Raw genomic sequence first — 24,965 nt, 5'->3', positions numbered from 1 at the left:
GGCACCACCTCGTGGGGTGGGGCGTGCCCCGGGTCGGCCGGGCGGTCTACGGCGTGGACGGGATGCCCTCGTTCTCCAGGGGGACCGGGGTGGACTCCGTCTCCGTGAGGGTCGCGCCGTCCCAGGCGTAGGTGGCGCCGACGTAGTCCTGGACGCCGTCCCGGACGACCGTGACGCTCGCGGCGTGGTAGGCGCCGTGGTCGTCCGGGCCGAGGGACAGCGGGACGACGCCGTTGCCGGTGAGCTCACCCGACTCGACGGCGGCCAGCAGCGACTCACGGGTCGGGTTCTCCCCCGCCGCCGCGAGCGCCTCGGCGAACAGGTAGCCGACGCTCATGCCGTACACGGTGTTGCCCGTGAAGGGGGCGCCGTCGTTGTACTCCTCGTTGATCTGCTCGAAGAGCCTGACCCACTCGTCGTCCGGGCTCTGGGGCAGGTAGTTGACGCTGGTGAGGCCCTCCAGGAGGGCGGCGTTCTCCTCGCCGAGGTAGCCGAGTACGGTCTCCTGGTCGCCGCCGGCCGAGGAGACGTACCACTTCGGGAACCACTCGAGCTGGGCGGCCGTGCCGAGGGTCAGGGCGGTGAAGGCGTTGATCGTGCCGAGCACGACGACGCCGCAGCCGGCCTTCTTCAGCGCGCCGACCTGCGCGGTGACGTCCTCGTTGGAGGTGGAGTAGTACTCGGCGGCGGCCACGCCGTCGTCGCCCGCCACGGCGGTGACGCCCTCCAGGATGCCCGCGCCGTAGTCGTCGTCCTGGCCGAGCACGCAGATCTCCGCGTCCGGCTCGGTGTCGGCGGCGTACCGCGCGAGGGCGGCGCCCTCGGTGACGTAGTCGGCGTTGAAGCCGAACGTGTTCGGGTACTTCCCGGGGTCGTTCCAGGTGGCGGAGCCGGACGCGACGAACAGGTCGGGCACGTCGTTCTGCCCCACGTAGTCGAGCACGCTGGAGTGGGTGGGCGTGCCGAGCCCGTTGACGAGGGCGAACACCTTCTCCTCGCCGACGAGCTCCCGCACCACGGTCTGGGTGTCGGCGGGGTTGTAGCCGTCGTCCTTGACGACGTACTCGATGCTGCGGCCGTGGATGCCGCCCTTCTCGTTGAGGTACTCGAAGTAGGCGGACGTGGCCGCCGAGATCGGGCCGTAGCCCGCGGCCGCGGGGCCGGTCAGGGGCTGGTGGGTGCCGATGGTGACGGTGTCCGCGGTGACGCCGGGGGTCCCGGCGGCGGACGGCGTCGAACATCCCGCGAGCATCAGGCCGACGACGGCGGCCGCCACGGTGGCGGTCAGGGCGCGCCGAGGACGGGGATCGGAACGGGGATCGCGGGGTGGGGTGCGCAGCGGGGCGGGGGACGGGTGGTGCACGGTGATCACCTCTCTGTGGTCATGCGTGTCGGGATCTGGGGAGGAACCGGGCCAGGCCGCCCGGGGCGGCGAGGGTCACCGCGATGACGACGACGCCGAACAGCAGCAGGGCGAGGTTGCCGTCGAGGCGGGCCGTGAGGTCGGCGGGGAGCGTGCCCGCGAGCTGGTCGGCGGCCCACGGGAGGGTCACCACCAGCACCGAGCCGATCGCGGCGCCGCCGAGGCTGCCGAGCCCGCCGACGACCGCGGCCACGACCAGCAGCAGCGAGAACCCGAGCCCGTACGCCCCGGGGCTGACGTTCTGGGTCACGATCGCGAGCGCCGCTCCCCCGGTCCCGGCGGACAGGGCGCTCGCGGTGAACGCGCCCGCCTTGACGCGGCCGGGGTCGATGCCGGCCAGGCGGGCGGCGGTCTCGTCGTCGTGCACGGCGCGCATGCGCAGGCCCGCGCGGCCGGCGCGGAGGATCAGCAGCGGGGTGACGGCGCAGGCGGCCAGCGTGACCGCGATCCAGGCGTGCCACTGCTCGACGGCGATCAGCGCGGCGAGGGCGCCCGGCACGGGCAGGAACGGGGCGGCGCGGCCCTGGTCGCCGCCGAGCGGGCCGATCACGCTCGCGGCCGAGGACAGCGCGATGACCAGGGCGAGCGTGAGGCCCGCCAGGTAGGGGCCGCGCAGCCGGGCGGCGGCGAGGCCGAGCAGGAGGCCGAGCACGCCCGCGACGACGACGGCGCCGGCGAGCCCGGCGAGGAACGGGAGCAGGGTGCCGGCCGCGCCGGGGGACGCGCCGGAACCGGTGACCGCGGCGGCGCCGTCGTCGGACGTCATGGCGACCACGGACGACGACGCGATGGCGTAGCCGTAGCCGCCCGCGGCCATGAGCACGGCGTGCCCGAGGGAGAGCTGGCCGGTGAGGCCGACCAGAACGGTCAGCCCGGCGACCGCGGCGAAGACCGCGGCGGCCGTGGCGAGCTGGAAGTTGCGGAACGGGTCGAGGCCGAACGTCGCCGCGATCACCACGAGGGTCACCAGCGACGCGCGCACGAGGGTCCGGGTCCGGGTGCTCATGCCGTGCGCGCCTCCCGTGCCGCGAAGAGGCCCGCCGGGCGGACCAGGAGCACCGCCGTCAGGAGGCCGAGGACCGCGAGCGGGGCCGCAGCCGCGGTGACGTAGCCCGTGACGAGGCTGGTCAGGATGCCGACGCCGAGCCCGGCGAGCAGCGCGCCGGGCGGGGAGTCGAGCCCGCCGATCACGGCCACGGCGAACGCCTGGACGAAGAGGATGTCGGCGGCGTGGGGGCTCAGGCCCAGCTCGGTCGGCACGAGCAGGAGCCCGGCGAGCGCCGCCACCGCGACCGAGACGGCCCAGCCGATCGTCACCATGCGGCCCACGCGCACGCCGAGCAGGCGGGAGGTCTCGGGCGCGAACGCCGCCGCCCGCAGCTGCAGCCCCAGCGACGTGCGGCCGAACATCCAGGCCAGGCCCGCCATCACGACGGCGGCCGTGGCCAGCGTGAACAGGTCGTACGGGGAGAGCACCGGGACGCCGCCCAGCGACAGCGGGCGCTGCGGGAACGGCGCCGGGACGGGCCGGTGGGCGGCGCCGAACGCGATCGCCAGGCCCGCCTGCAGCACCATGACCAGGCCGATCGCGACGATCATGCCGGGCAGGGGGTTGTCCCTGGGCACGAGCCGCAGCGGGCCGCGCTCCGCGAGCACGCCGAGGAGGGCGCCGGTCAGGACGGCGCCGGCGACCCCCAGCCAGTACGAGCCGGTCGCCGCGGTGAGCGCGAACCCGGCGTACACGCCGACGACGGCCATCGCCGCCTGCGCGAAGTTCACCACGCGGGCGGCCCGCCAGACGATCACGAGCGAGATCGCGAACAGCGCCAGGACGCTGCCGCGCGCCAGGCCCGCCGCGACGAGGAAGACGAGGGTGTCCATGGTTCTCCTCTCAGAAGCCCAGGTAGGCGTGCCGGAGCCGGGGGTCGCCGGAGAGCTCCGCGGCGGGGCGGTCCGCGACGACCTCGCCGAGGTTCAGCACCACGCCGCGGTCCGCGACCGACAGGGCGCCCGTGACGTTCTGCTCGGCGAGCAGGACGGTCGTGCCGGTGCGCGCGGCCGTCTCGTGCAGCACGCCGAGCAGGTGGGCGGTGACGAGCGGGGCCAGGCCGAGGGACGGCTCGTCCAGGAGCAGCACGTCCGGCCCGGCGATCAGCGCGCGAGCGAGGGCGAGCATCCGGCGCTCGCCGCCGGACAGGGTGTGCCCGGCCGCGTGCCGGCGCCGGGCGAGCGGCTCGAACAGCTCGAACGCCTCGTCGAGGGCGCGCTGCCGGGCGGCGCCGCGGTGGCGCCACAGGGCGCCGAGCCGCAGGTTCTCCTCGACCGTGAGCTCCACGACGACGCCGCGTCCCTCGGGCACGAGGGCGAGGCCGCGGCGGACGCGGTCCTCGGGGGCGAGGCCGGTCAGATCCGTGCCGCCGAGCAGGATCCGTCCCGAGCGGGCGGGGGTCAGCCCGGCGAGCGCCCGCAGCAGGGTGGTCTTGCCCGCGCCGTTCGCGCCGAGGAGCGCGACGACGGCGCCGTCGGCCACGGTGAGGTCGAGGCCGTCGAGCACGGGCGCGCCGTCGCCGTAACCGACGACGAGCCGCTCCAGGATCAGCTCACTCATGAGCGGGCTCCGTCGCGGCGTCGTGCGTCGTCACGGCGTCGTGCATCGTGACGGCGTCGTGCGTCGTCACGCCCAGGTACGCCCGCTCCACGGCCGGGTCGCCGCGGATCTCGTCCGGCGTCCCGGCCGCGATCACCCGGCCGAAGTCCAGGACGACGACCCGGTCCGCGACCCCCATCACGAAGTCCACGTGGTGCTCCACGAGCAGCACCGAGCAGCCGTCGTCGGACACCTCACGGACCGTGTCCGCCAGGCGCGCGATGTCGTCGGCGCCGAGACCGCCCGCGGGTTCGTCCAGGAGCAGCAGGCTCGGCCCGGTCACCAGGGCGCGGGCCAGCGCGACGCGCTTGCGCTCCGGGTAGGGCAGGGTCCCCGCGGCCCTCCGGGCGACGCCGGCCAGCCCGAGCCGGGCGAGCATCCGGTGCGCGGCGGCGACGTCGTCGTCCGGTCTCCCGCCGAGGCTCGTCAGCGGGACGATCACGTTCTCCAGCACGCTCATCCGCTCGAACAGCCCCAGGCCCTGCAGCGTGCGGGCGACACCCGCGCCCAGGAGCCCGGTGGCGGACGACGGCGCGGGGCGGCCAGCGATCGTGATCGTCCCGCGGCGCGGGCGCACCAGCGCGCAGACCGCGTTGAACGCCGTCGTCTTGCCGGCGCCGTTGGGGCCGATCAGCGCCACGGTCTCGCCGTCGTGCACGGTGAACGAGACGTCGTCGAGCGCGACGAGACCGCCGAAGGCGACGGTCAGCCCTGTCACGGCGAGCCGCGGCGGCGATTCGCCGGATAAACCGTCTGGCCGGTATGTCATGGTCGTGGTCCGTCCGTAGGTCCGGGGTGCTGGGGGGCTACTTGTGGGGGATGCCGGTCGTCATGCCGCCGTCCACGACGAGCTCCGTGCCCGTGACGTACGACGACGCGTCGCTCGCCAGGTACAGGACGGTCCCCGCGAGGTCGTCCGGGACCCCGGGGCGGGCCAGCGGGATGTCGAGGCGTCCGGGGTCGATCCTCGCCGTCATCGCCGTGTCGATGAAGCCGGGATGCACCGAGTTGACCCGGATGCCGGACGGGCCGAGCTCCACCGCGAGCGACTTCGTCAGCCCGCGCACCGCGAACTTGGACGCCGTGTAGCCGTGCAGGTGCGGGCTGCCGAACAGGCCCTCCACCGAGGACACGTTGACGATCGAGCCGCGGCCCGCCGCCTTCATCGGCGGCACGACGGCACGGCAGCCCAGGAACGTTCCCGTGACGTTGACCCGCATCACGGCCTCCCACTTGGCGAGCGTGAAGTGCTCGACCGGGGCGGCGTTGGCGATGCCGGCGTTGTTGACCAGCACGTCGACGGCGCCCCGCCCGGCGACCGTCTCGCCGACCACACGGTCCCAGGCCGCCTCGTCGGTCACGTCCAGGTCGGCCCAGCTCGCGCGTTCGCCCAGCGCACCGGCCAGCGCCCTGCCCTCGTCGGCCAGGACGTCGGCGATGACGACGTGCGCGCCGGCGTCGTGCAGCGTGCGGACGGAGGTCTCGCCGATCCCGCGGGCGCCGCCGGTCACGATCGCGGTGCGTCCGGCGAGGTCCAGCAGGGCCGCCGCCGCGGGTCGCCGCGTCATCGGTCCCCGCCCCGCGCCGGTGCGCCGCCTCCGGCGACGTCGATGACCAGGCGGCCCGTCGTCGTCCCGGACGCGAGGCGTTCGACCGCCTCGGGCGCGTCGGCGAACGGGACGACGCCGGCCACGACGGGGCGCACGATCCCCGCGTCGGCCAGTCGCGTGAGTTCCGCGTGGGCCTCCTCGACGAGGTCCGGCCGGCGGTTCTGGTAGAGGGCCCAGTGCAGGCCCAGCACGCCGTAGTTCTTGACGAGCGCGAGGTCGGGGCGGACGCGCGGCAGGTGGCCGCTCGCGAAGCCGACCACGACGATCCGGCCCTCGAACCGGACGCAGCGGGCCGAGCCCTCGAAGGCGTCGCCGCCGACGGGGTCGAAGACGACGTCGGCGCCGCCGGCCGCCTTGACCGCCGAGCTCCAGTCGTCGTCGCGCAGGTGCACGACGTCGGCGCCGAGCGCCTTCGCGACCCGGGCCTTCGCCGCGCTGCCGACGACGGCGACGACCCGGGCGCCGGCCGCCTTGCCGAGCTGCACGGCGGCGCTGCCGACGCCTCCGGCGGCGGCGTGCACGAGCAGGGTCTCGCCGGGTGCGAGCAGCGCGCGGTGGTGCAGGGCGAACCAGGCGGTCTGGTAGGCGATGGTGAGGGCGGCGGCCTCGGCGTCGTCCAGCACGGCGGGGGCGCGGCGGACGGCGACGGCGGGGACGACGGCGTACCGGGCGAGGACGCCGATCTTGGAGCCGACGACGCGGTCGCCGACGTGGAAACGGGTGGTGGCGGGACCGATCGCGACGACGTCGCCGCACAGCTCGATGCCGGGCGTGAACGGCAGTTCGGGGCGTTCCTGGTATTCGCCGCGCGCGAGGAGCACGTCGGGGAAGTTGACCGCGACGGTGCGCACGCGGATCAGGACCTCGCCGGGGCCCGGCTCAGGGACGGCGACCTCGGCCAGGCGCATGACCTCACGCGGTTCGCCGTGGGCGGTGACCTGCCAGGCCGCCATCCGGGCGGGCGTGGCGGGTGGTGCGGTGACGTCGTTGTCACCCATGTCTCACTCCTTCTCGATACTTCGCAGGAACAGGTCGGTGAGCTGGGCCGCGACCTCGTGCTTGTCCTCGGGGCCGGTGGGCGAGTACCAGTGGGACAGGTAGTGCACGTCGGAGTAGAAGTGCGCGATGAGGATGTGCACGGGGATGTCGGTGCGGAACGCCCCCTCGGCCTGGCCGCGCCGGATCAGCTCGGCGACCTCGTCGTGGTACTCGCGGCGGCGGCGCTTGACCTCCTTGAGGCGTTCCGGGGTGAGCATGTGCATGCTCCGGAAGAACACGGTGCCCTCGGGCAGGAAGTCGATCGAGGTGACGATGACGTCCTCGCAGACGGCTCGCAGCACCCCGGCGGCGGGGCCGCCCTGGGCCGTGATCTCGTCGAGCCTGCGCTTCTGCAGGTTCAGCAGGCGCTCGTAGATCGCGAAGAGCAGGTCGTCCTTGGACGTGAAGTAGTGGTACATCGCGCCCTTGGTCACGCCCGCGGCGGCGACGATCTGCTGCACGCTCGTGCTCGTGTAGCCCTGCGTGGCGAAGAGGTCCAGGGCTGCCTTCATGACCTGCTCGGCGACGTTGGTTGTGCGCATGGCTCATCCTCACCCACTCAGAGGCCGGGGTGCAGGCTCGAGCCGCCGTCGACCAGGAGGGTCTGGCCGGTGATCCAGGCGGCGTCGTCGGACAGGAGGAACGCGGCGGGGCCCGCGACGTCGTCGGGCTCGCCGAGGCGGGCGAGCGGGTAGCGGGCGGCGGCCTCGGCCTCGCGGCCCTCGTAGAGGGCGCGGGCGAGCTTGGTCCTGATGACGGCGGGGGCGAGGGCGTTGACGCGGATCGCCGGGGCCAGTTCGTGGGCGAGCTGCTGGGTGAGGTTGATGAGGGCGGCCTTGGAGACGCCGTAGAAGGCGATGTCCGGGGAGGCTGTCGTGCCGGCTACCGAGGCGAGGTTGAGGACGGAGCGGAGGGTGGTGGGCGGGGGCGTGTCGGCGGGTCGCTCGTTGTCCGGTGGTGGCGTGTCGCGGGGCGGGACCGTCGTCGCGGCCACGGCGGCGCGCGCCCATTCGAGGGCGGCGAGCACGTTGACCTCGAAGATCTTGCGGGCGGCGGCGGGGTCGAGTTCCGCCAGCGGGCCGTAGGCGGGGTTGATCCCGGCGTTGTTGACGAGGTGGTGGAGGGCGCCGAAGCGGTCGATGGTGTGGGCGATCGCGGCGTCGCGGTGGGCGGCGTCGTGCACCTTGCCGGGGACGCCCGAGGCGCGGCCGCCGAGTTCGGCCACGGAGGCGGCGAGCTGGGCCTCGTCGCGGCCGGTGACGACCACGGATCCGCCCTCGGCGACGACGCGGCGGGCGATGGCCAGGCCGATCCCGCGGGTTCCTCCGGTGATCAGGGCGACTCTGCCCGCGAACCTCTGCACTGGGGTTCCCTCCTTGGCTGCGACATACCGGCTAGTCGGTTTGTAGGAGGAAGCTATCACGGGGACGGCGGCGAGGGAAGGGACGCGGAGGTGCGGGCTCAGCCGGCCCGGGTCAGGCCGGGCATCTGCGCCTGGATCTCCCGGATCGTCGTGGCGAGCACGCCGGTGGCCAGCAGGCCCGATCCCAGCGGCCCCGACGCGTCCGCCCCGAGCAGGGGCAGCCGGAGGAGGGCGGCGCGGACGTCGGCCGAGATGTGGTCGAGCTGCCAGCGGACCTCCGCGCGCCGGGCGTCGTCCTGCTCCGGTCCCCCGGGCCGCCCCGGCGCCGCCAGGGCGGCGGCCTTCGCCGCGTACGCGGCGGCCCCCAGCGCATGGGCGCCCATGTGGGCGACGGCCGAGGCCTGACCGGCGGCGCGCACCGCCGCCACGGCGGCCGGACCCTGCACGGACCGCGCCGCCCGGCTGGTCTCGAACCGGCGCCGGATCTCGCCGGCGGTGTCCACGTCGCCGCGGCCGAAGGCCCGGGTCCGGTCGATGCCGTCCCGCACCCGGTCGTCGCCCGGGGCCTCCGCCTCGAACAGGGGGAGCACGCGTTCCGCGCAGTCGGCCGCCCACAGGGCGACGCGACGACGGTCGATCTCGCTGAGGGCCTGCGGGGATGCCATGGGCCAACTCTGTCACGGGTCGGCGACGGGCAGATCCTGCCGTGATGGCACCCGCGGATCGATGTCGCCGCCAGAGACCCTCGCGACCAGTTCCCACGACTTTGACGCCGACGCATTCCTGTGGAAAACCGAGTTTGCACACAGATTAGAGGCTGAGATAGCGATGGCTGATTTCCCTCTGTAGCTTTGCATCAGATTCGAACATCGCATCGATCGAACGGGCGTCAGGGGGGGGTAGGTGCCATGCAGGAGGATTCGTCCGTCGAGCTGCTGGTCGAGCACGCCCGCGAGCACCTGCTCCCCGGCTACGGCGCCCGGACCGGGCCGCTGCTCGACCTACTGGCCCGGCACGTGCCGGATCTTCCCGACGACGTGCTGGGGATGATGGTCCGCGCTGCGGCCGACGTCGCCGGGTGGGCCGCCGGGCTGCAGGCACAGGCGGCCGGCGCGCTCGTGAGGCGTGCGGAGGGGTTCACCGGGTTCGAGGAGACGACCACCATGGTCGCCGCCGAGCTGGACGAGACCCGTCAGACCGCCCGGAAGGTCATGGTCCGCGCCGAGGCCTGCCTGCGGCATCCGGTCGTGCTGGAGCACCTGTCGGCCGGACGGGTCGACGTGCCGCGCGCTGACGCGCTGCTGCTGACCGGCCGGTCACTGACCGACGCCCTGCGCGCGGAGGCGATCGAGAAGCTGCTGCCCATCGCCCCCGAACGATCGGCCGGATGGCTCACCACCGAGATGCGCAAGTTCGCCCGTGCCTGCGATCCCGACAAGGCGAGCAGAGTCGCGGCCGCGTCACGCGGGGTCTTCCATGACGTGTGCGAGGACGAGATGGGCACCATCACCGCGTTCCTGCCGGCCCAGGACAGCGCGGCCGTGTGGGGAGTCGTCGACGATCTTGCCCAGCAGATGCGCCGCACCGAGGACTCCCGCACTCTCGGCCAGCTTCGCGCGGACGTCTTCACCTCGATCCTGACCGGTCGCCTCGTGCCCGAGCACCGTAACGACACCGGGGACGACGGGGCCGTACCGAGCACGACCGACCAGCAGGGTCACGTCGGCGACGACCTGGTGGCCGCCCGCGACGAGCGCCCCATCGTGCGGCTGACTCCCAGCCGCCCGGTCATACGCGTCACCGTCCCACTCGACGCGCTGCGGACCACCGAAGCTTCCCTGGACGCCCCCGCTCCACAGGGACCCCGACCTGGACCTGGCACCGGGCCTGAACCTGAAGCCGAACATCACGACACCACGGGCACCGTGCACCGCACCGGCCCCGCGTGGCTCGACGAATTCGGGCCGATCAGCGTGGCGACCGCCAGGCGTATCGCCTTCGATTCCGACGCCGTCTGGCATCGCATGGTCACCGACCCCGTCACCGGCATCCTCCTCGACTACTCCACACGCGCCTACCGCCCGCCGGCCCGGCTCGCCGAGGCCGTACGCCTTCGCGACGGGTCCTGCCGCGCCCCCGGCTGCACGGCAGACGCCCGCTGGTGCGACCTCGACCACATCGAGCCTTACGACCACGACCGCCCGGACACGCCCGGAGAGCCCGGCCAGACCAGAGCGGAGAACTTGCACTCGCTCTGCCGGACGCACCACCGCCTCAAGACGCGGCACGGCTGGCAGGTAACCCGCGACCCGGACACAGGGATCACGCACTGGACCGCGCCCACCGGGCGGCGCTACGAAACGGCGCCGACGCCGTTCGACCCCACGCCCGCCACGCTGAAGGAGCTGATGACCCCACTACCACGACGCACGCGGGCGTCCCTCGCCGACGCCGTCGACCGGAAGGCAGGCGCCGAACCGGACCCGCCCAGGCGCCGCCCGGGCAACCCGCCACCCGACGCCAACGGACCCGCACCCGAAGCCCCGGAAGAACCACCGTTCTGACCTCGGTGACTCAAGAACCAGGAATCACACATGACCAGGAGTGGCGCCCCGCACCCGACGAGAGGCAGGCTGAACCCGTGAAGCACATCGGATTCCTCTCGTTCGGCCACTGGACGCCGCATGCGTCGTCGTCCACACGATCGGCCGCGGACACCCTGCTGCAGTCGATCGAACTCGCCGTCGCGGCGGAGGAACTCGGCGCCGACGGCGCATACTTCCGCGTGCACCACTTCGCCCGGCAGCTCGCCTCGCCGTTCCCGCTGCTCGCGGCGGTCGGGGCGCGGACGTCCCGGATCGAGATCGGCACCGGCGTCATCGACATGCGCTACGAGAATCCCGCGTACATGACCGAGGACGCGGGCGCCGCCGACCTGATCGCGGGCGGTCGCCTGCAGCTGGGCATCTCGCGCGGGTCACCCGAGCAGGTCATCGACGGCTGGCGGCACTTCGGCCACGAGCCGCGCGACGGCGAGTCCGACGCCGACATGGCCCGCCGCCGCACCGCCCGCTTCCTGGAGCTGCTCGAAGGCGAGGGCTTCGCCGAGCCCAACCCCCGGCCCATGTTCCCCAACCCGCCGGGCCTGCTGCGCCTCGAACCGTGGTCCCAGGGCCTGCGCGACCGCATCTGGTGGGGCGCCGGATCCCGTGCCACCGCGGAGTGGACGGCCCGGCAGGGCATGAACCTCATGTCGTCGACGCTCCTGACCGAGGACACCGGCGTCCCGTTCCACCAGCTCCAGGCCGAGCAGATCCAGATGTTCCGCGACGCCTGGAGGGAAGCGGGACATACCCGCGAACCGCGCGTCTCGGTCTCCCGCTCGATCTTCCCCATCACCGACGACCGCGACCGCGCCTACTTCGGCATGGAACGCTTCAGCACCGACCAGGTGGGCAACCTCGAGGGCGGCCAGGCCAGGTTCGGCAAGACCTACGCGGGCGAGATCGACGAGATCGTCGAGGACCTGGCCGCGGACACCGCCGTCGCCGCCGCCGACACCCTGCTCCTGACCGTCCCCAACCAGCTCGGCGTCGACTACAACGCCCACGTCATCGAGAACGTCGTCCGGCACGTCGCCCCGGCGCTCGGATGGCGCTGATGCGGATCATCGCCGAACAGGGTGACATCACGCGCGCCGGCACCGACGCAATCGTCAACGCGGCCAACTCGCTGCTGCTCGGGGGCGGCGGTGTCGACGGTGCCATCCACCACGCCGCGGGCCCGAAACTCCTGGAGGCCTGCCGCCGGCTGCGCAACACCACCCATCGCGACGGCCTCGAGGTCGGCGACGCCGTGGCCACACCCGGTTTCGACCTGCCCGCCCGCTGGGTGATCCACACGGTGGGCCCCAACCGCAACCGCGGCCAGACCGACCCCACGCTCCTCGCCTCCTGCTTCACCCGTTCGCTCGACGTCGCGGCGGAACTCGGCGCCCGGTCGATCGCGTTTCCCGCCGTCAGCGCGGGAGCGTTCGGATGGCCCGCCGACGACGTCTCCCGGATCGCGGTGGACGCGGTGACCGGCTGGCACGGGCCACCGATCGAGGAGACCCGCTTCGTCCTGTTCGACCAGCGCGTGCTCACAGCGTTCGAGGCGGCGCTCGCCCGCTGATCGTGGCGCGGCGGCCCTCAGCGACCTACCAGCAGAACGTCCGAGGCTGAGCTCACGTCGCTCACAGGTCGGACGCCGCTCACAGGTCGAACAGCGTCGGCTGCTCCAGGTAGACACCCTCCCGCTCCAGCATCCGCAGCTTCGTCAGCGCGCCGCCCCGCGCCGAGAAGCCGCCGATCTTCCGGCCCGCGGCCAGCACCCGGTGGCACGGCACGAGCGGCGGGAACGGGTTGCGGCCCATCGCCTGCCCGACGGCCTGCGCCGCACCAGGAGCACCGACCCGCGCGGCGACCTCACCGTAGGTGAGCGTCTCCCCCGGCGGGATCGCGCGGACCACCTCGTAGACCCGGCGGTCGAACACAGGAACCCTGCTCAGGTCGAGCGGGACGTCCACGACGCCGTCTCCGTGAGCCAGCAGCCGGGTCACCGCCTCCAGCGCGGAGGCCGCCATCGGCGTCGGCCGCGATTCCACGGCCCCGGGGTACCACTGCCGCACGGCCCGGCGCACCTGGTCCGGCCCGCCCTGCGGCAGGGTGGAGCCGACGACGGCGTCGTCCTCGCCGCCGCCCTGCCGCCACACGATCGCGCACTCGCCGAGCGCCGTCGGGAAGACCACGAACGCGAGCACCCCCGGAAACTCCGCCGGCCTCCCGGCCGCGTCGGCATCCTCGAATCCCACGGCCCCACCGTAACCGCAACACCGGCCGGAACCATCCCCCGACCGGCTACGTTGGAACCCACCGAGAACGCCCCGACCGAAGGAGTCCGCACCATGCAGTGCCCGACCGACCAGACGAACCTCGTGATGTCCGAGCGCAAAGGGGTGAAACTGCATGGCCGACAGGGTGCAAACGCAATATTGCCCCTGGTCAGCGACTTCAGGATGATGTCCGAGCGCGATAGGGCGATTCGCTTGACCGACATGACGGACACAGGAATGGCCCCTGGTCAGAGCTCCAGCGCACTCTCATAGGATCCTAGAGCCATCGCGTGTCGCAAGCGTAGTTTGCTTGTTGCGAGCGAGTGTTACTCGCACCGCGCAGACTTCCGTCGACATCCGGGAGGTGCTTCACACCTGGGGCTTCCCCCTGAGTAGTGGACACGCGAGAGACTGGACCTGGTTTGGTCCGGAGGAAACGAGTTCGAGGCATGGTGCGGAAGTTTTACCCGGAGGAGTTCAAGGCTGACGCGGTCGGGTTGTACTCCTCGACGCCGGGGGCGACGATCAAGCAGATCGCTGCTGACCTGGGTGTTCATGACGCGACGTTGTCGTCGTGGTTGCGTGCGGCGGGCGTGTCGACGTCGCCGCGGGCGGCTCGGCGAGCCGAGACGGACGGCGGCGGCGGGGGTTCGGCGGGTTCGCGGGAGACGCCGGTGCAGGAGCTGGAGCGGTTGCGGGCGGAGAACGAGCGGCTGCGGGCGGACAAGTCGCTGCTGGAGACCGAGCGCGAGATCTTGCGGAAGGCCGCGAAGTATTTCGCAGGCGAGACGACCTGGTGAGCCGTTTCCAGTTCGTTGCCGAGTTCCAGGACTCCTACGGGGTCAAGCGGCTGCGTCAGGTCCTGCAGGTCGGCAGGTCCTCCTACTACAAGTGGTGTGACGGCGCGGTCCGTCGTGCCGAGCGTGCTGCCGGCGACGCCCGGCTCGCGGCCCTGGCCGCGGAGATCACCGGCGAGTTCGACGGGACCTACGGGTCCCCGCGGGTGACCGCCGAGCGGCGCGCGTCCGGGCTGGTCGTGAACGAGAAACGGGTGGCCCGGGTGATGCGCGAGCACGGCATCGTCGGGCTCCACCTGCGCAGGAAAGTTCGCACGACCGTGCCCGCGAAGAACCCCGTGAAGGTTCCTGACCTGCTCGAACGTGACTTCACGGCGGCCGGCCCGAACCAGAGGTACGTCGGTGACATCACCTACCTGCCGATCGGGGACGGCCAGTTCCTGTACCTGGCCACCGCGATCGACTGTTTCAACCGGCGCCTGGTCGGCTGGCAGATCGCCGACCACATGCACGACACGCTCGTCATCGACGCCCTGGAGGCCGCCGCCCGGAAACGCGGGAGCCTGGCCGGAGCGGTCTTCCACTCCGACAACGGCCGGCAGTACTGCTCGACCGACTTCGTCGCCGCCGCGGCACGGCTCGGGCTGACCCTCTCGCGGGGCGCGGTCGGGACCAGCGCGGACAACGCGCTGGCCGAGAGCTTCAACGCCACCCTCAAACGCGAGACCCTCCAAGGTGAGCGGCGGTGGAACGGCGCCCGAGAGTGCCGCAAGGCCGTCTTCCGATGGGTCACCCGCTACAGCACGCGACGACGACACTCCTACTGCAACCAGATGAGTCCTATCGGTTCGAAAACGCTCATAGCACTGCTACACTACCGATTGCTGGTTAACACACTGACGTGTCCACCACTCGGGGGGGGAGTCCCCTCATTGAGCGGCACGGCTACCTGACCGCCGGCCATCAGCGCCCCGTACTCCAGCGCGGCCAGCAGATCCTCACGCGTCAGGTCCGGGAAGTCCTCCAGCAGCTCTTCCGGTGTCATGCCTCCGGCCATCAGTTCCAGCACAGTGACCACCGGGATGCGTAGCCCACGAATCACCGGCTTGCCGTGGCACACCTGCGAATCCGACGTGATCCGCTCCAGCCGAGACATACCCCCATGGTAGGCAACGATCCCGTCGCGAGAATGATGCTTCGTCCGTACAGCGCCAGCCTCACATCTGATGGTCGGACCACGGACGGAACAGTACTTGACGCCGTGAATTCGGGGAGCGGACGACGACGTCCCCGGCCGACGGAAGTGCGCCAAAGCCAACGGTTTGATGACGCCCATGCGGGACCGTCATACGGCCGTGGCGCAAGGAGGATTCGCAACGATGTTCTCAAGCGGATGCTTCGGCCCCGACGATTCCCAGTGGCTCAACGGCAAGCGGTTCGTCAGGGTCACGCCGGTGGTCCTCGGCAAGGAAGACGCGAAAGGGTGAATCGTCGGCGCCACGGATGCGGACACTTTTTCCAGCAGCGGTCCCGTCCCGAAGCGCGTCAAGCACCGCATCCGGTTCAGTGACGCGGGCTCGCGGATGGAACACCTTGGCCCTGAGCGGCAGCTTGTGGCCTTGGACCAGGTAGTGCAGGTCGGTCTCCACGACGACTGCCATGGCTTCGGAGTGGATCGTCTCTTCGAAGGCGACGCTGGTCGAGCCGTTCAGTGTGACGGCGAGTTCCTGGTATCCGCGTTCCTCTACGACCTTTCCGTCGATGACGAGGCGGCACTTACGTATCTCTTCACGCTGAGCCCACGTGAGTTCGTGCGGCAGACGGAACGAGACTGAGAAGTGCCGGCTCAGCACGCACAGGTCGTCGACCAGTTGCCTAATGGTGGCACCGGGAGCCAGGTCCCCGAAGGCCGAGTCCGGCAGTTCGAACACCCAGATGAACTTGCCGTCCACCCACACCTCAAGCCTCAAGTTGCTGTGAAGCGTGAACCAATCCATGAACGTCAGGGCGTCTGCAACGCTGGTGACGCGATGGCCGTCCAGCTTCGAGATGAACATGGCGGTGCCCTCCTGGGAACCGTTGGGCATCTTGAAGACCGCGTCAAGCCCGCATTCGAGTTCGACCTCCATCCGCTTTCCGCGCTGGCCGAAAGACAGCCGAGAACGTCCTCCCAGGCTCTGCAGCGTCGCACCCGCCCGGTTGGCCACCCGGAGCTCAATTTCCATGTTTCGAGACATGTTGATGGGTCCCACGCCTACGGCGGCGTCCGTGAGATCCTGTGCAAACCACATAGGGCCGTCCATCTCCACGGAGGCAAGCGCTTCGGCGCCAATCGCGATTCCGGGTCCGCCGTAACCGTGTAGCTCGTCCCACTGATCCTGGGCACTGCGCCCTATTTCGTCGTCCCGGAACTGCGGCTTTAAGGAGAGCGGCTCATGCTCCATCGCGTCGGGACGCTTGGGGACCAACTGTTGCGTTACGGAGCCGTCAGCTCCGACGATGACATTCGCGCCCCAGAATGCACTGCGGGCGTTGACGCGCTGCCCGAAGTCGATAGCCGCATTCTCAACATCGGCAGGCGTCGAGAGCGCTTGATGTTCGCTTCCGGCGAGCCGCAGGGCCTCCGTAAGCGGACCCTTCATGAGCATCCGAAGGATATCTGGGCTCTCCGCAAGCATCCGATCGAGCTTGTCCCTGCCAAGGATCTCAACCTTGACTGGCTGCTTCCCGACGAGACTGCGGACCCACTTGCGCTCCTTCGGCGTCGGCCTCGCGGGAATGACTAGTACCCAAGACCTCGGCTGGTGCGCCATCGCTGATTGGAAAGAACTCTTGATCTGCGCACGTCGCGTCTTTGACCAGCCGCCTGAGAAACCTTCAGGAAAGTACTTCAGCTGGTAGATCGTAGTGATCGCGCCGCCGGGAAGCGTCACGTCGACATCGATACCCTCATCACCGCCGCGACCGTCGACTGCTTGCGCATGTCCCGGGCCTGGTTGGTGCCTGCGCTGAAGTAGCAGCTCAACTACCCGATCGAAATCCTCGCGCCCACATGTGGTCCACGGATACAGGAAGTCATCCCTCATAGACACCGACGTTAGTACCATAGCCTCGGTCAGACCCTTCACCTTCAGCGATGCGCTCGCACGCCTAACCAATCGACGCGTGCATGAATCGCACACGCTGTGCGCGCACGGGCAACCGTGCGGCTCTTGAGCCGTGACCACATGACGGCGAGTCTGCCGCTTGCGGCCCGCACACGCATGCACCGTGGGGCAGGGCCGACCGAGTCGCAGGCAACAGGCATGCCGGCGCAACCGGCATTTGCCTACCGACCCACCTCAGGCGGTCCGGAGGGTGTGGCGAATTTTCGCGGCTTGTTTGCGGGTGCGGTCGGAGCTGATCTGGTCCAGGACGGGTAGTGCGGTGTTCCAGGTGCTGGTGGCGGCTGCGGGGTCGGCGTTGCGCCATTGGGCGTGTCCGAGTTCGGCCATGGACAGCGCCCAGATGCGGGCGTTTCCGGCAGGGTCCCAGATCCCGGTGACCTCGGTCAGGAAGCTCGCGGCCTCGGCGGTGTCGTTCATCGCGGTGAACGTCTTGGACGACTGGCGCAGTACCGGTCCCTTGTGCGGTCCCCACTGGGCAGCCCAGCGCGGGAACTGCTCGCTCACCTCGGCGTTGAGCGAGGGCGCGCGGGCAATGGTGCGTGCCGCGGCGGCGTGTTCGCCGGTCTCGGCCTGGCAGCGTGCGACGACCAGGTAGAACAGTGCTTCGGTGTCCGGGTCGAGCCTTGCCTGCCGGGCGCGGTCGCGGCTGGCTTCGGCGAGCCGGACCGAGTAGGTCTTCTGGCCGACGTCGCAGCCCTGCAGGGCCAGGATCCGCAGCACGAATGCTTCGTGTCCGGCGTCGCCGGATTCGCGGGTCAGGTCGAGCGCGGACAGGTAGTACCGCTGCGCGAGCCCGTCCAGGCCCGCGTCGTGTGCTTTCCAGCCTGCGAGGTAGGCGACCTCAGCCGCGGCGGAGAACGCGTCGGCTCGTACCTGCTCGGAGATGAACCGGCCGCGCAGGACGGCGGCGACGTCGGTCGCGAGGAACTCCGCGACCGCGGTCCGGCCCACGCCACCGCCGAGAGTCTCGTCCACGGCGATCATCGAGTCGGTCATGCGGCGCAGGGCCTCGATGGTTGTGGCGCCGGTGGCTGAGGTGTCGGTGTGGGCGGCCAGGCGCGCGAGGTCGTCCCCGCCGGCTAGTGCGAGGGCTCCGAGGCCCGCGGTGTAGGCGGCGGTGCGGATGAAGGACCGTCTGTCCACGTCTCCTCTTCCCACGTGCTCGAGGTTGGCGATCGGATCCAGGATCCCGGTGCCGAGGTGCCGTTCGTAGGCGGCGACCAGCTCGGGGGTGATCCGGCGCTTGCCCTGTTCAGCATAGGTGAGGGTGGTCTTGCCGAAGTGAGTCAACGCTGCCATCTGCTCACGGCTCAGACCTGCGGCTTCACGGGCCAGGCGCAGCCGCGCTCCTGTCGTTGTGACCGGTTGTGACCGTGCCATCTGTTCCGTCTCCCCAGGTGAGCCGACATTCTGAGGGTACGGACCCGCCGACGCCGGCGAAAGAGGGCCAGCGGCAGGAAAGCCGAGCGAAGGAGATCGAAGATGGCAACACCACAGTGGGCCGACGCGATCGATCACGGCCGAGCCCAGATCGCCCCGGACGCGCTCATCCACCCCACCGCCGTCCTGATCACAGCCGACCGACTCGGCCGGCACCGGCCCGTGGTCATCGGTGCCGGAGCGCGCGTCGGAGCGTTCGCCGTCGTGCACGGCGGGACCCGCCTCGGCGACGGCGTCGAGATCGGGCACCACGCGATCGTCGGGGAACCCGAGACCAGGTACGCGCTGCGCGGCCACCACGACGGGCACGGCGCGACCACGATCCTGCACGATGGCGTCGTCCTGCGCGCCGGCGCGGTCGTCTACGCCGGCGCGCGGATCGGTGCCGAGACCGTGATCGGGCACAGCACGCTACTGCGTACCGGCGTCGTCGTCGGTGCCGGCAGCCAGCTGGGGCACCTGATGACCGTCGAGCGCGAAACCCGGATCGGGGACCGGGTGCGCTGCTCCCCGCTGACCCACCTGACCGCGCGCATGCACATCGGCAACGACGCGTTCATCGGCGCGCGGGTCGCCACGATCAACGACAAGCACCTCATCTGGCGCGACCCCGACCACCAGGAGCCGCTGCGCCCGCCGCGCATCGAGGCCGGCGCGAAGGTCGGCACCGGGGCCGTGCTGCTGCCCGGCGTCATCATCGGCGTCGGCGCGCTGGTCGGCGCGGGCTCGGTCGTCACCCGCGACGTCGCCCCCGGCGTCACCGTGTTCGGCAACCCCGCCCGCCAGAACGCAGGCCGGTCATGACCGGCCTGGACTGGCTCCAGGCACTACGCCCGAGCCTCGACCTCGACCTCGACCCTAACCTGTGGGCTGGCTGGCAGCGCCTGGACGCCGCGCTCGACGACGTCGCCGTCGGCGACCCCGGGCCGGGCGATCCCGCGGCACGGTCGCGGTGGCTGCGCCGCGTCCGGACCCAGCTCTCCACGCACCACGGCAGCGGGCTGTGGCAGGCCGGAGCACAGTTCCTCGCCGGATACCGCGACCTGGACCTGCGCGAGGCCACCGGTACCGGACACGGGCAGATGATCCTCGATCACGCCCCCGGCCCGCTGGCCCGCAGCTGGGCGGACCGGCTCGCACGCGGGGCACTGGTCGGGATCGCCGCGACCGAGGCGCACGGCGGCTCCCGCATCCAGGAAATCACCACCACCGCCCACCCACTGCCAGGCGGGCTGTGGCGGGTGAGCGGGAGCAAGTGCTGGGTCTCACGCCTGACCGAGTCCGACGCGTTCGTCGTGTTCCTGCGCGACCCCGCCGGAACGATCTCCGCCGTCGTCATCGACGCGACCGCACCCGGGCTGGTCCGCGAACCCCGGACACCCTCCGGGCTCGGCGGCTGGTCGTGGGGCATGCTCACGTTCGACGCCGTCGACGTCGACCCCACCACCCAACTCATCGGCGAGGCCGGGCAGGGTCTGCGGATCTTCCGCGAGCACTTCACCCGGTTCCGGCCCCTGGTCACCCTGTGCGCGCTCGGCACGGCCGCCAGCGTGCACGACCGCGTACGCGGGCTCCTGGCCGACCGTTCGGCCCGTGGCGTCATACCGCGGATCCGGGACAACGCGCTGATCGCACTCGGGTCCGCCTGGGCGCAGATCAACGCCGCAACCCTGCTCGCCCTGCACGCCACCCACCCCGACAGCCACGACCTTGCCGCCCGGCTCGGCAAAGCCCACGGCGTCGACACCGCCTGCCGCACCACCGAGGCCCTGGCACCACTTGTCGGCGCGGTCGGGTTCCAGCACGACCACCCCATCGCCAAGGCCCGCACGGACCTGGCCGCACTGCAGTACGCCGACGGGATCCACGACTCCCTGTACCGCTCCGGCGGCGCCGAACTCCTACGCGCGGCCACAGGAAGACCGCGCCTGCAAGCCGCCTGAAACGGCGGGCGGTTACTCGGGCGGCTTCACGCCGACCGGGTAGCCGTTCTCCAGCTCCACCACACCACCGCCCGCGATCGCGCCGAGCGCGGCCTCCACACGACGCGCGACCAGCGGACGCATCCGCTCACGCACCTGCACGACAGTGCACCACGCCCACGAGCGCAGCTCATCGTCAGCTAGACAGATCGACGCGGCCTGTTGCTCGCTCAGCCGGCCACCGTCGTACACGAAGATCAGACCCTCCGTACGACCCTCCAGAGGCGGCACGTAGTCCACCGCGACCAGCCGGCCCGGCTCGACGACCAAGCCCAGTTCCTCACGCACCTCACGCCCGGCCGCGTCACGCGGCGACTCGTCCACCTCGACCGCGCCGCCCGGCGCCTCCCACACCTGCTTGTACGTCGGCTCGCACAACAACACCCGGCCCGCACCGTCGGTGAACACCATCGTCGACGCCGACCGCTTCCGCGGAACCGACCGCGTGTGCTCCGCCGAACCAATGCCCTTGCCCGAGGGCTGCTCAAGAATCGTCGCCATCCCTCGAAACTAGCCCCACCACGACGAGCGCGCCGCCACCGCCCTGACATCCCTACGGCGCCTCCACCAGCTAGACGCGCAGCGAACGTAGACCCCTACCGGTGACGTCAGGCGTCACGTCCTACTCGTCGTTCGCCGCGACCGGGCCTCCTCCCGCAAGATCTTCCTCTGTCGAGCCCACGTCAGATCGGGTACGACGTCTCACTGCCACTGGCATCGTCACGAGATAGAGAGCGAACCACCAGACGAAGAGGTTGGTTACGGTCTCCACGGCATCGTCGGTCAAGACTCCGTGCGCTACCGTGTTTCGCACGTTCAAGCCTGCCGGGCCTTCGAACATCATTCGGAAGTACAACGTGAGGTCCGGTCCGAAGACCTGCTCCATCTCGTCCTTCCGAACCAAGGTGGACAGGCCCACCTCGTTCTCGACGCTGTCCTCCTTGTCGATCGTCGTCGTTGCCACACCGTGGAACTGGAGATGTGTCCGCACGAAAGCCTCGATCTGGGGCACCAGGATGTGGATGCCCGCCGCGATGTCACCCTTGTAGATGCACCAGAGGCCATGGGTGAAGAGATAGCGATGGTCGGCCGGAACCTGCCCGCACTCCGCAACGAGATCGGCGAAGTCCTGCTCCCGCAGGGCATGCTCGGCCTGGACTACCGCGAGCGCGGGCGCCAGGCCCTCACGAACCGTTAGTGCGGCCATCAAGTTGAAGGCGCGCTCCATGACCCTCCACACAGGTGCCCGGACCCCGTGAATCTCGTCATCCGCCCTCGTGACCCGCGCCTTGCGCCCTTCGGGGGTCAGGCTGACGGACTCGAACAGGCTGCTGATCGAACCTTCCTCTGTGGCCTGTGCGACATCGAACAGTTCCGCGTATGGCCGGGCGGGGAACAGGGTTCCGAGCACGACAAGTACGTCACCTCGGTCGCATCCGGCGATGCGCTGTCTCGTATGCTCTGCCATCTTCTCGCCGTCGGCGGGAAACTCGGTCCGGATCGCCGTCAGCTCATCGTTAATGCTCGATGTCGCCGTCTTGTGTCGTGCACGGAGCTGCAGTTCGAGGTCCGCGATCCCTAGCCGCTCGCGCTCCTTCCGTGGGATCTTCCGGAACGTCTGGAGCGCCTGTTCGAGGCAGCGAGCTGCAAGCATCGCACTAGGCCTCTCGCCACGCGCATGTTCCTCGCTCTCGGCCATCCAAGACTGCACGATGCTGTACAGCAAGTCAGCGCGGGTCTCTTCTTTTCGCAGCCGCTGCGCCCAGGCTTTGGCCGCTTCGAGGAGATCTCGCTCTTCTCCCCCTGAACGCGCCTCCGCCAGTGCCGCCAAGCGCTCCAGGAGCGCGAGCCCATCAGTCGCCGGCACCCGCGCCCCGAGCAGGACGTCGCTCACCTGGCCCGCAAAGGCGAACTGCTCAGTTACCAGAACCGCATCATGCAACGCCTGCTGCAGCTGATGTCCTTCAGCTAGGTTGAGCCGCTGAGAAAGATCGAGCGCACGTTCCCAGGCTGCTGCCCCACCCTCGAACCAAGCGTTCTCGTCGACAGGGATGCCCGCCCAGGTCACCACAGCGGTACGGGCGGCGAGATGGTCACGATTCTTGATCCACAACACATCACAGATCCTGGCGCGAAGCCATGGGGAGCCGATCTGGTCGCGGATCGTCGCCAAGAAACCGATCTGCTCCTCTGTCAGGTCCTCAGGCATCGCGGTACGTCGCCCGTCGACGAGCCAGATAGCGGCCCGATACGGTTCCGCGGCATCTAGTGGCTGCGCGAGGTCGTAGGAGCAGATGTCGGCCAACAGCGCCTGGACGTCACGTTGGTCATCGTCCGCTTCGGCTGGCACGGAGCGAAGGTCTCTCTCCATGTCGTGGAGATCACTCGGAGTCCCCTCGGCCTTGCTGACCTGCGAGGCAACCGCTCGGAACGCTTCGACCGTCAAAGTCATGGAGAGACCATAATCTCGACGGCCAGCCAGGTCACGCGATTTGACGATCGTTGGCACTCTGCGCTGACCAACGCCACTTATGGCAGCGGATCCGAGCCGTGCTCGCCAGGCCGGGTTGAACCGGGAGCCAAAGTGACAGCTCTGGGCGGTCGGAATTATTGGAGTGCGGCCGAATCCCCCAGCGCGTGTCCTGGGGGCACTCGCCAGCCACGCGGGCCAGTCGTTCCCCTGACTCGGCGCGTCCGTGACCATGAGAGAGGCTGCTTGTGGCACCCTGACATCGTGAAATACGTATATGGGACGTCGTGGGGCGAGATTGGAACGACTCCACGCGGGACGGCTTGGCGCATGCTGAGGGCATTGCGCCAGGATCCACCCGGCCTGGCTCGCCGTGACCAGGAGCGACGCATGTTGTTCTCCGCCGCGCTGGAGCAGGCCGAGCAGTTCTTTCGTGCAGCGGCGGCGGTCGGTCCAGAGACGCGAGCGCTGCTCGTGTTCTATGGTCTCGCTCAGACTGGCAGAGCGCTGAGGGCGGTGGCTCAGGAGGATTCCGACTGGCACCGATCGGGAGGGCATGGACTGACCGTGGTAGGTGCGTCCATCGGCGATCACCTATCTCAGGCTCTGGTTATGGACCAGAAGAAGGGTCACTTTCGCGATGTTGCGGCCGCTCTCGGCCGCGCGTCGGTCCCGGAGGAACAGACGGTCGGTTCTCTTTCTCGATTGCTCTCCCTCGGTACCCGGTTCGCGCTGGACAGTCCCGAGCATGCGCATATGCCTCTTCGTCTGGAGCTCACAAGCCCAGAGCAAACGAAGGTGGGTGGCTCACTGCGGGCAGATCTTGCGGTGCCAGCGGCAACTTGGGCGATGGAGCTGCCGCCCATTGGCAAACGCCTGGCCAAGCACTACGACGCCTATCGCGCGCATGTGCGAGAGCAACTACAGCAATACCCCACGTTGCGCGATGCTGAACTGTACGACCCGACACCAGAACACTTCGATCTCCGAGGAGGAGGCGGCACTCGCTGGGTCGGGCTCGCCTGGCCGGGGCGCAGACACCCTGGCTTTGAAGACTCGGGCGCCCCCCTCCACGAGTTCAGTGACGACAATGGACGCTCGGTCTTGATCTACCCCCGCGGCGCGGGGGCCGACCTTGCCGTCCATCCGTACCTGCTGTGGTGGGCTGTCCTGTTCGCGATGGCGCATCATATCCGATACGAACCGACCAAGTGGGCGGCCATGGTCGACGTCGACAGAAGCGACGAGGCTGTGACGATCGAGCACATAGGCGAGTACGCCCTCAAGGCCCTACCCGAACTGATTCACCGAACCCTGGTTCGAACGGAACCAGAGTAGTGCACTCCGACCTGCCAAACGGACAACCTCCATTGCCTTTTGGCAGTTAGCCCGGGACGGTGGAGCCATCGCGGAGCGTTCCTGGCCGTCGAACAGTCAGAGCTGGGGCGGCTGCTAGCTTCGATCGAGCGCGTCCTTGATCGCTTTCGTGACGGTCTCGCGTGCCGGCTTCTCGAAGGCGTCGTCCATCAGCCGGAGGCGGTGTACGTGCGCTGCGCCGTCGTCGTCGCCGTATCCGAGGACGCGGCCGTCGTCTTGCCGTCCGATCTCTTCGACTTCGAGGAGCCCAAACTGGGCGAGCATCGGGTGGGCGGTGGAGTAGGAGTCGCGGCCGATGCCGTATTTCAGCAGGCGGACCCTGCTGGGAATCGCGACCTGCGGCAGCGTCTCCAGGTTCCCGATACCGCAGGCGACCATCATGAGCAGGACGATCTCGCTGTCCTCCAGTACGTGGATCCAGCCCTCGTTGATGAACGAGGCAGGTAACGCCAGGCACGAATCTTCACTATCTGGTGTGGCGTACGGCAGCAGTGCGCTGCCCTCCCGGTTAAGGCCCGCGCGTTCGTCGAGCAGGCGAAAGCCGTCATAGACGCGTCGTTTGTTCCCGGGTACGAGTTCGACAAGGTGAGCGGCAGATAGTGCGTTCAACGCCGACTGGACGTGGCGCACCTTCTTGTCGAGCGGCGTGCGATACATGGAACCGTCCGCAAGAGTCACCGCCGACGCGATCAGGTCGGCCCTGTCAACGACGGGTTAGAACTGACCCCCTGGCGACGGATTGGAATTGACCCCTCCGCCGTGGTTTTTGTCCTAGTTG

General features: G+C 70.1%; 22 protein-coding genes and 3 pseudogenes. 8 read left to right on the top strand and 17 right to left on the bottom strand.

The annotated features are described in order from the left end of the window. Positions 1–46: 46 nt before the first annotated feature. The 10 genes from ABD208_RS04795 to ABD208_RS04750 form a co-directional block, all read right to left on the bottom strand. Positions 47–1,363, bottom strand: a complete 1,317-nt coding sequence (locus ABD208_RS04795) for an ABC transporter substrate-binding protein (RefSeq protein ID WP_344100091.1) — start codon at positions 1,361–1,363, stop codon at positions 47–49. A 19-nt stretch (positions 1,364–1,382) separates the two neighbouring features. Then, positions 1,383–2,429: a branched-chain amino acid ABC transporter permease gene (locus tag ABD208_RS04790; protein WP_344100089.1), complete on the bottom strand. Its 1,047-nt coding sequence runs from the start codon at positions 2,427–2,429 to the stop codon at positions 1,383–1,385. Continuing rightward, positions 2,426–3,304, bottom strand: coding sequence for a branched-chain amino acid ABC transporter permease (locus tag ABD208_RS04785; protein ID WP_344100087.1), 879 nt, complete (start codon positions 3,302–3,304; stop codon positions 2,426–2,428). Before ABD208_RS04785 ends, ABD208_RS04790 begins: the two co-directional genes overlap by 4 nt. A gap of 10 nt (positions 3,305–3,314) precedes the next feature. Further along, entirely contained in the window at positions 3,315–4,031 is a 717-nt protein-coding gene (locus ABD208_RS04780) for an ABC transporter ATP-binding protein (protein ID WP_344100085.1), read from the bottom strand. Then, on the bottom strand, positions 4,024–4,788 hold the full coding sequence (locus tag ABD208_RS04775) for an ABC transporter ATP-binding protein (RefSeq protein WP_344100083.1): 765 nt from the start codon (positions 4,786–4,788) through the stop codon (positions 4,024–4,026). The genes ABD208_RS04780 and ABD208_RS04775 overlap by 8 nt, the downstream gene beginning before the upstream one ends. An 88-nt stretch (positions 4,789–4,876) precedes the next feature. Beyond that, a complete protein-coding gene (locus ABD208_RS04770) occupies positions 4,877–5,638 on the bottom strand; it encodes a glucose 1-dehydrogenase (protein ID WP_344100081.1) in 762 nt (253 codons plus the stop codon). Then, positions 5,635–6,678: an NADPH:quinone oxidoreductase family protein gene (locus ABD208_RS04765; RefSeq protein WP_344100078.1), complete on the bottom strand. Its 1,044-nt coding sequence runs from the start codon at positions 6,676–6,678 to the stop codon at positions 5,635–5,637. The genes ABD208_RS04770 and ABD208_RS04765 overlap by 4 nt, the downstream gene beginning before the upstream one ends. 3 nt (positions 6,679–6,681) lie before the next feature. Then, a complete protein-coding gene (locus ABD208_RS04760) occupies positions 6,682–7,260 on the bottom strand; it encodes a TetR/AcrR family transcriptional regulator (RefSeq protein ID WP_344100076.1) in 579 nt (192 codons plus the stop codon). Positions 7,261–7,277: 17 nt separating this feature from the next. Further along, entirely contained in the window at positions 7,278–8,081 is an 804-nt protein-coding gene (locus tag ABD208_RS04755; protein ID WP_344100074.1) for an SDR family oxidoreductase, read from the bottom strand. A 98-nt stretch (positions 8,082–8,179) separates the two neighbouring features. Further along, positions 8,180–8,746 carry a putative immunity protein gene (locus tag ABD208_RS04750; protein WP_344100072.1) on the bottom strand — a complete coding sequence of 189 codons (567 nt, stop codon included), beginning with the start codon at positions 8,744–8,746 and terminating at the stop codon, positions 8,180–8,182. A 243-nt stretch (positions 8,747–8,989) separates the two neighbouring features. Between ABD208_RS04750 and ABD208_RS04745 the strand changes: the two genes are divergently transcribed. The 3 genes from ABD208_RS04745 (at position 8,990) to ABD208_RS04735 (ending at position 12,254) form a co-directional block, all read left to right on the top strand. After that, entirely contained in the window at positions 8,990–10,645 is a 1,656-nt protein-coding gene (locus ABD208_RS04745; RefSeq protein ID WP_344100070.1) for an HNH endonuclease signature motif containing protein, read from the top strand. Positions 10,646–10,722: 77 nt separating this feature from the next. Next, positions 10,723–11,742, top strand: a complete 1,020-nt coding sequence (locus ABD208_RS04740; protein ID WP_344100068.1) for an LLM class flavin-dependent oxidoreductase — start codon at positions 10,723–10,725, stop codon at positions 11,740–11,742. Next, a complete protein-coding gene (locus ABD208_RS04735; protein ID WP_344100066.1) occupies positions 11,742–12,254 on the top strand; it encodes an O-acetyl-ADP-ribose deacetylase in 513 nt (170 codons plus the stop codon). Before ABD208_RS04740 ends, ABD208_RS04735 begins: the two co-directional genes overlap by 1 nt. Before the next feature lie 79 nt (positions 12,255–12,333). Here ABD208_RS04735 and ABD208_RS04730 read toward each other — a convergent pair whose 3' ends face one another. Then, positions 12,334–12,933: a methylated-DNA--[protein]-cysteine S-methyltransferase gene (locus ABD208_RS04730; RefSeq protein ID WP_344100064.1), complete on the bottom strand. Its 600-nt coding sequence runs from the start codon at positions 12,931–12,933 to the stop codon at positions 12,334–12,336. 470 nt (positions 12,934–13,403) lie between these two features. Between ABD208_RS04730 and ABD208_RS04725 the strand changes: the two are divergent. Continuing rightward, positions 13,404–14,596: pseudogene (locus ABD208_RS04725) on the top strand (IS3 family transposase); the annotation flags it as partial. A gap of 29 nt (positions 14,597–14,625) precedes the next feature. On the opposite strand, the gene ABD208_RS04720 reads toward ABD208_RS04725, so the two are convergent. From ABD208_RS04720 to ABD208_RS04710, 3 genes are all read right to left on the bottom strand, one after another. After that, positions 14,626–14,907 (bottom strand): DUF433 domain-containing protein, encoded by a 282-nt coding sequence (locus ABD208_RS04720; protein WP_344100062.1) that lies wholly within the window; start codon positions 14,905–14,907, stop codon positions 14,626–14,628. Positions 14,908–15,136: 229 nt separating this feature from the next. Then, on the bottom strand, positions 15,137–16,837 hold the full coding sequence (locus tag ABD208_RS04715; protein WP_344100060.1) for a hypothetical protein: 1,701 nt from the start codon (positions 16,835–16,837) through the stop codon (positions 15,137–15,139). Positions 16,838–17,092: 255 nt separating this feature from the next. After that, positions 17,093–18,298 carry a helix-turn-helix domain-containing protein gene (locus ABD208_RS04710; RefSeq protein ID WP_344100058.1) on the bottom strand — a complete coding sequence of 402 codons (1,206 nt, stop codon included), beginning with the start codon at positions 18,296–18,298 and terminating at the stop codon, positions 17,093–17,095. Positions 18,299–18,400: 102 nt separating this feature from the next. Between ABD208_RS04710 and ABD208_RS20455 the strand changes: the two are divergent. The 3 genes and pseudogenes from ABD208_RS20455 to ABD208_RS04700 all read left to right on the top strand — a co-directional run. After that, a pseudogene (locus ABD208_RS20455) lies at positions 18,401–18,610 on the top strand (hypothetical protein); the annotation flags it as partial. Between the two features lie 210 nt (positions 18,611–18,820). Next, a pseudogene (locus ABD208_RS20450) lies at positions 18,821–19,135 on the top strand (DapH/DapD/GlmU-related protein); the annotation flags it as partial. Between the two features lie 23 nt (positions 19,136–19,158). Beyond that, positions 19,159–20,301: an acyl-CoA dehydrogenase family protein gene (locus ABD208_RS04700; RefSeq protein WP_344100054.1), complete on the top strand. Its 1,143-nt coding sequence runs from the start codon at positions 19,159–19,161 to the stop codon at positions 20,299–20,301. Positions 20,302–20,313: 12 nt separating this feature from the next. Here the strand turns inward: ABD208_RS04700 and ABD208_RS04695 are convergent, their stop codons facing one another. Together ABD208_RS04695 and ABD208_RS04690 are read right to left on the bottom strand one after the other, a co-directional pair. Then, a complete protein-coding gene (locus ABD208_RS04695; RefSeq protein ID WP_344100052.1) occupies positions 20,314–20,841 on the bottom strand; it encodes an NUDIX domain-containing protein in 528 nt (175 codons plus the stop codon). 121 nt (positions 20,842–20,962) lie between these two features. After that, positions 20,963–22,792 (bottom strand): DUF4209 domain-containing protein, encoded by a 1,830-nt coding sequence (locus ABD208_RS04690; protein WP_344100050.1) that lies wholly within the window; start codon positions 22,790–22,792, stop codon positions 20,963–20,965. A gap of 408 nt (positions 22,793–23,200) precedes the next feature. Between ABD208_RS04690 and ABD208_RS04685 the strand changes: the two genes are divergently transcribed. Further along, positions 23,201–24,148: a YaaC family protein gene (locus tag ABD208_RS04685; RefSeq protein WP_344100048.1), complete on the top strand. Its 948-nt coding sequence runs from the start codon at positions 23,201–23,203 to the stop codon at positions 24,146–24,148. Positions 24,149–24,262: 114 nt separating this feature from the next. Here ABD208_RS04685 and ABD208_RS04680 read toward each other — a convergent pair whose 3' ends face one another. Then, the gene (locus ABD208_RS04680) at positions 24,263–24,844 is read right to left on the bottom strand and encodes a hypothetical protein (RefSeq protein WP_344100046.1); all 582 of its coding nucleotides are present in this window, start codon (positions 24,842–24,844) and stop codon (positions 24,263–24,265) included. Between the last annotated feature and the right edge of the window lie 121 nt (positions 24,845–24,965).

Origin of the sequence: Myceligenerans crystallogenes (assembly GCF_039529775.1) — a bacterium.
Taxonomy (GTDB): Bacteria; Actinomycetota; Actinomycetes; order Actinomycetales; family Cellulomonadaceae; genus Myceligenerans; species Myceligenerans crystallogenes.
Note: the sequence above shows the minus strand (reverse complement) of the source record. Positions and strands in the feature narration are given on the sequence as shown.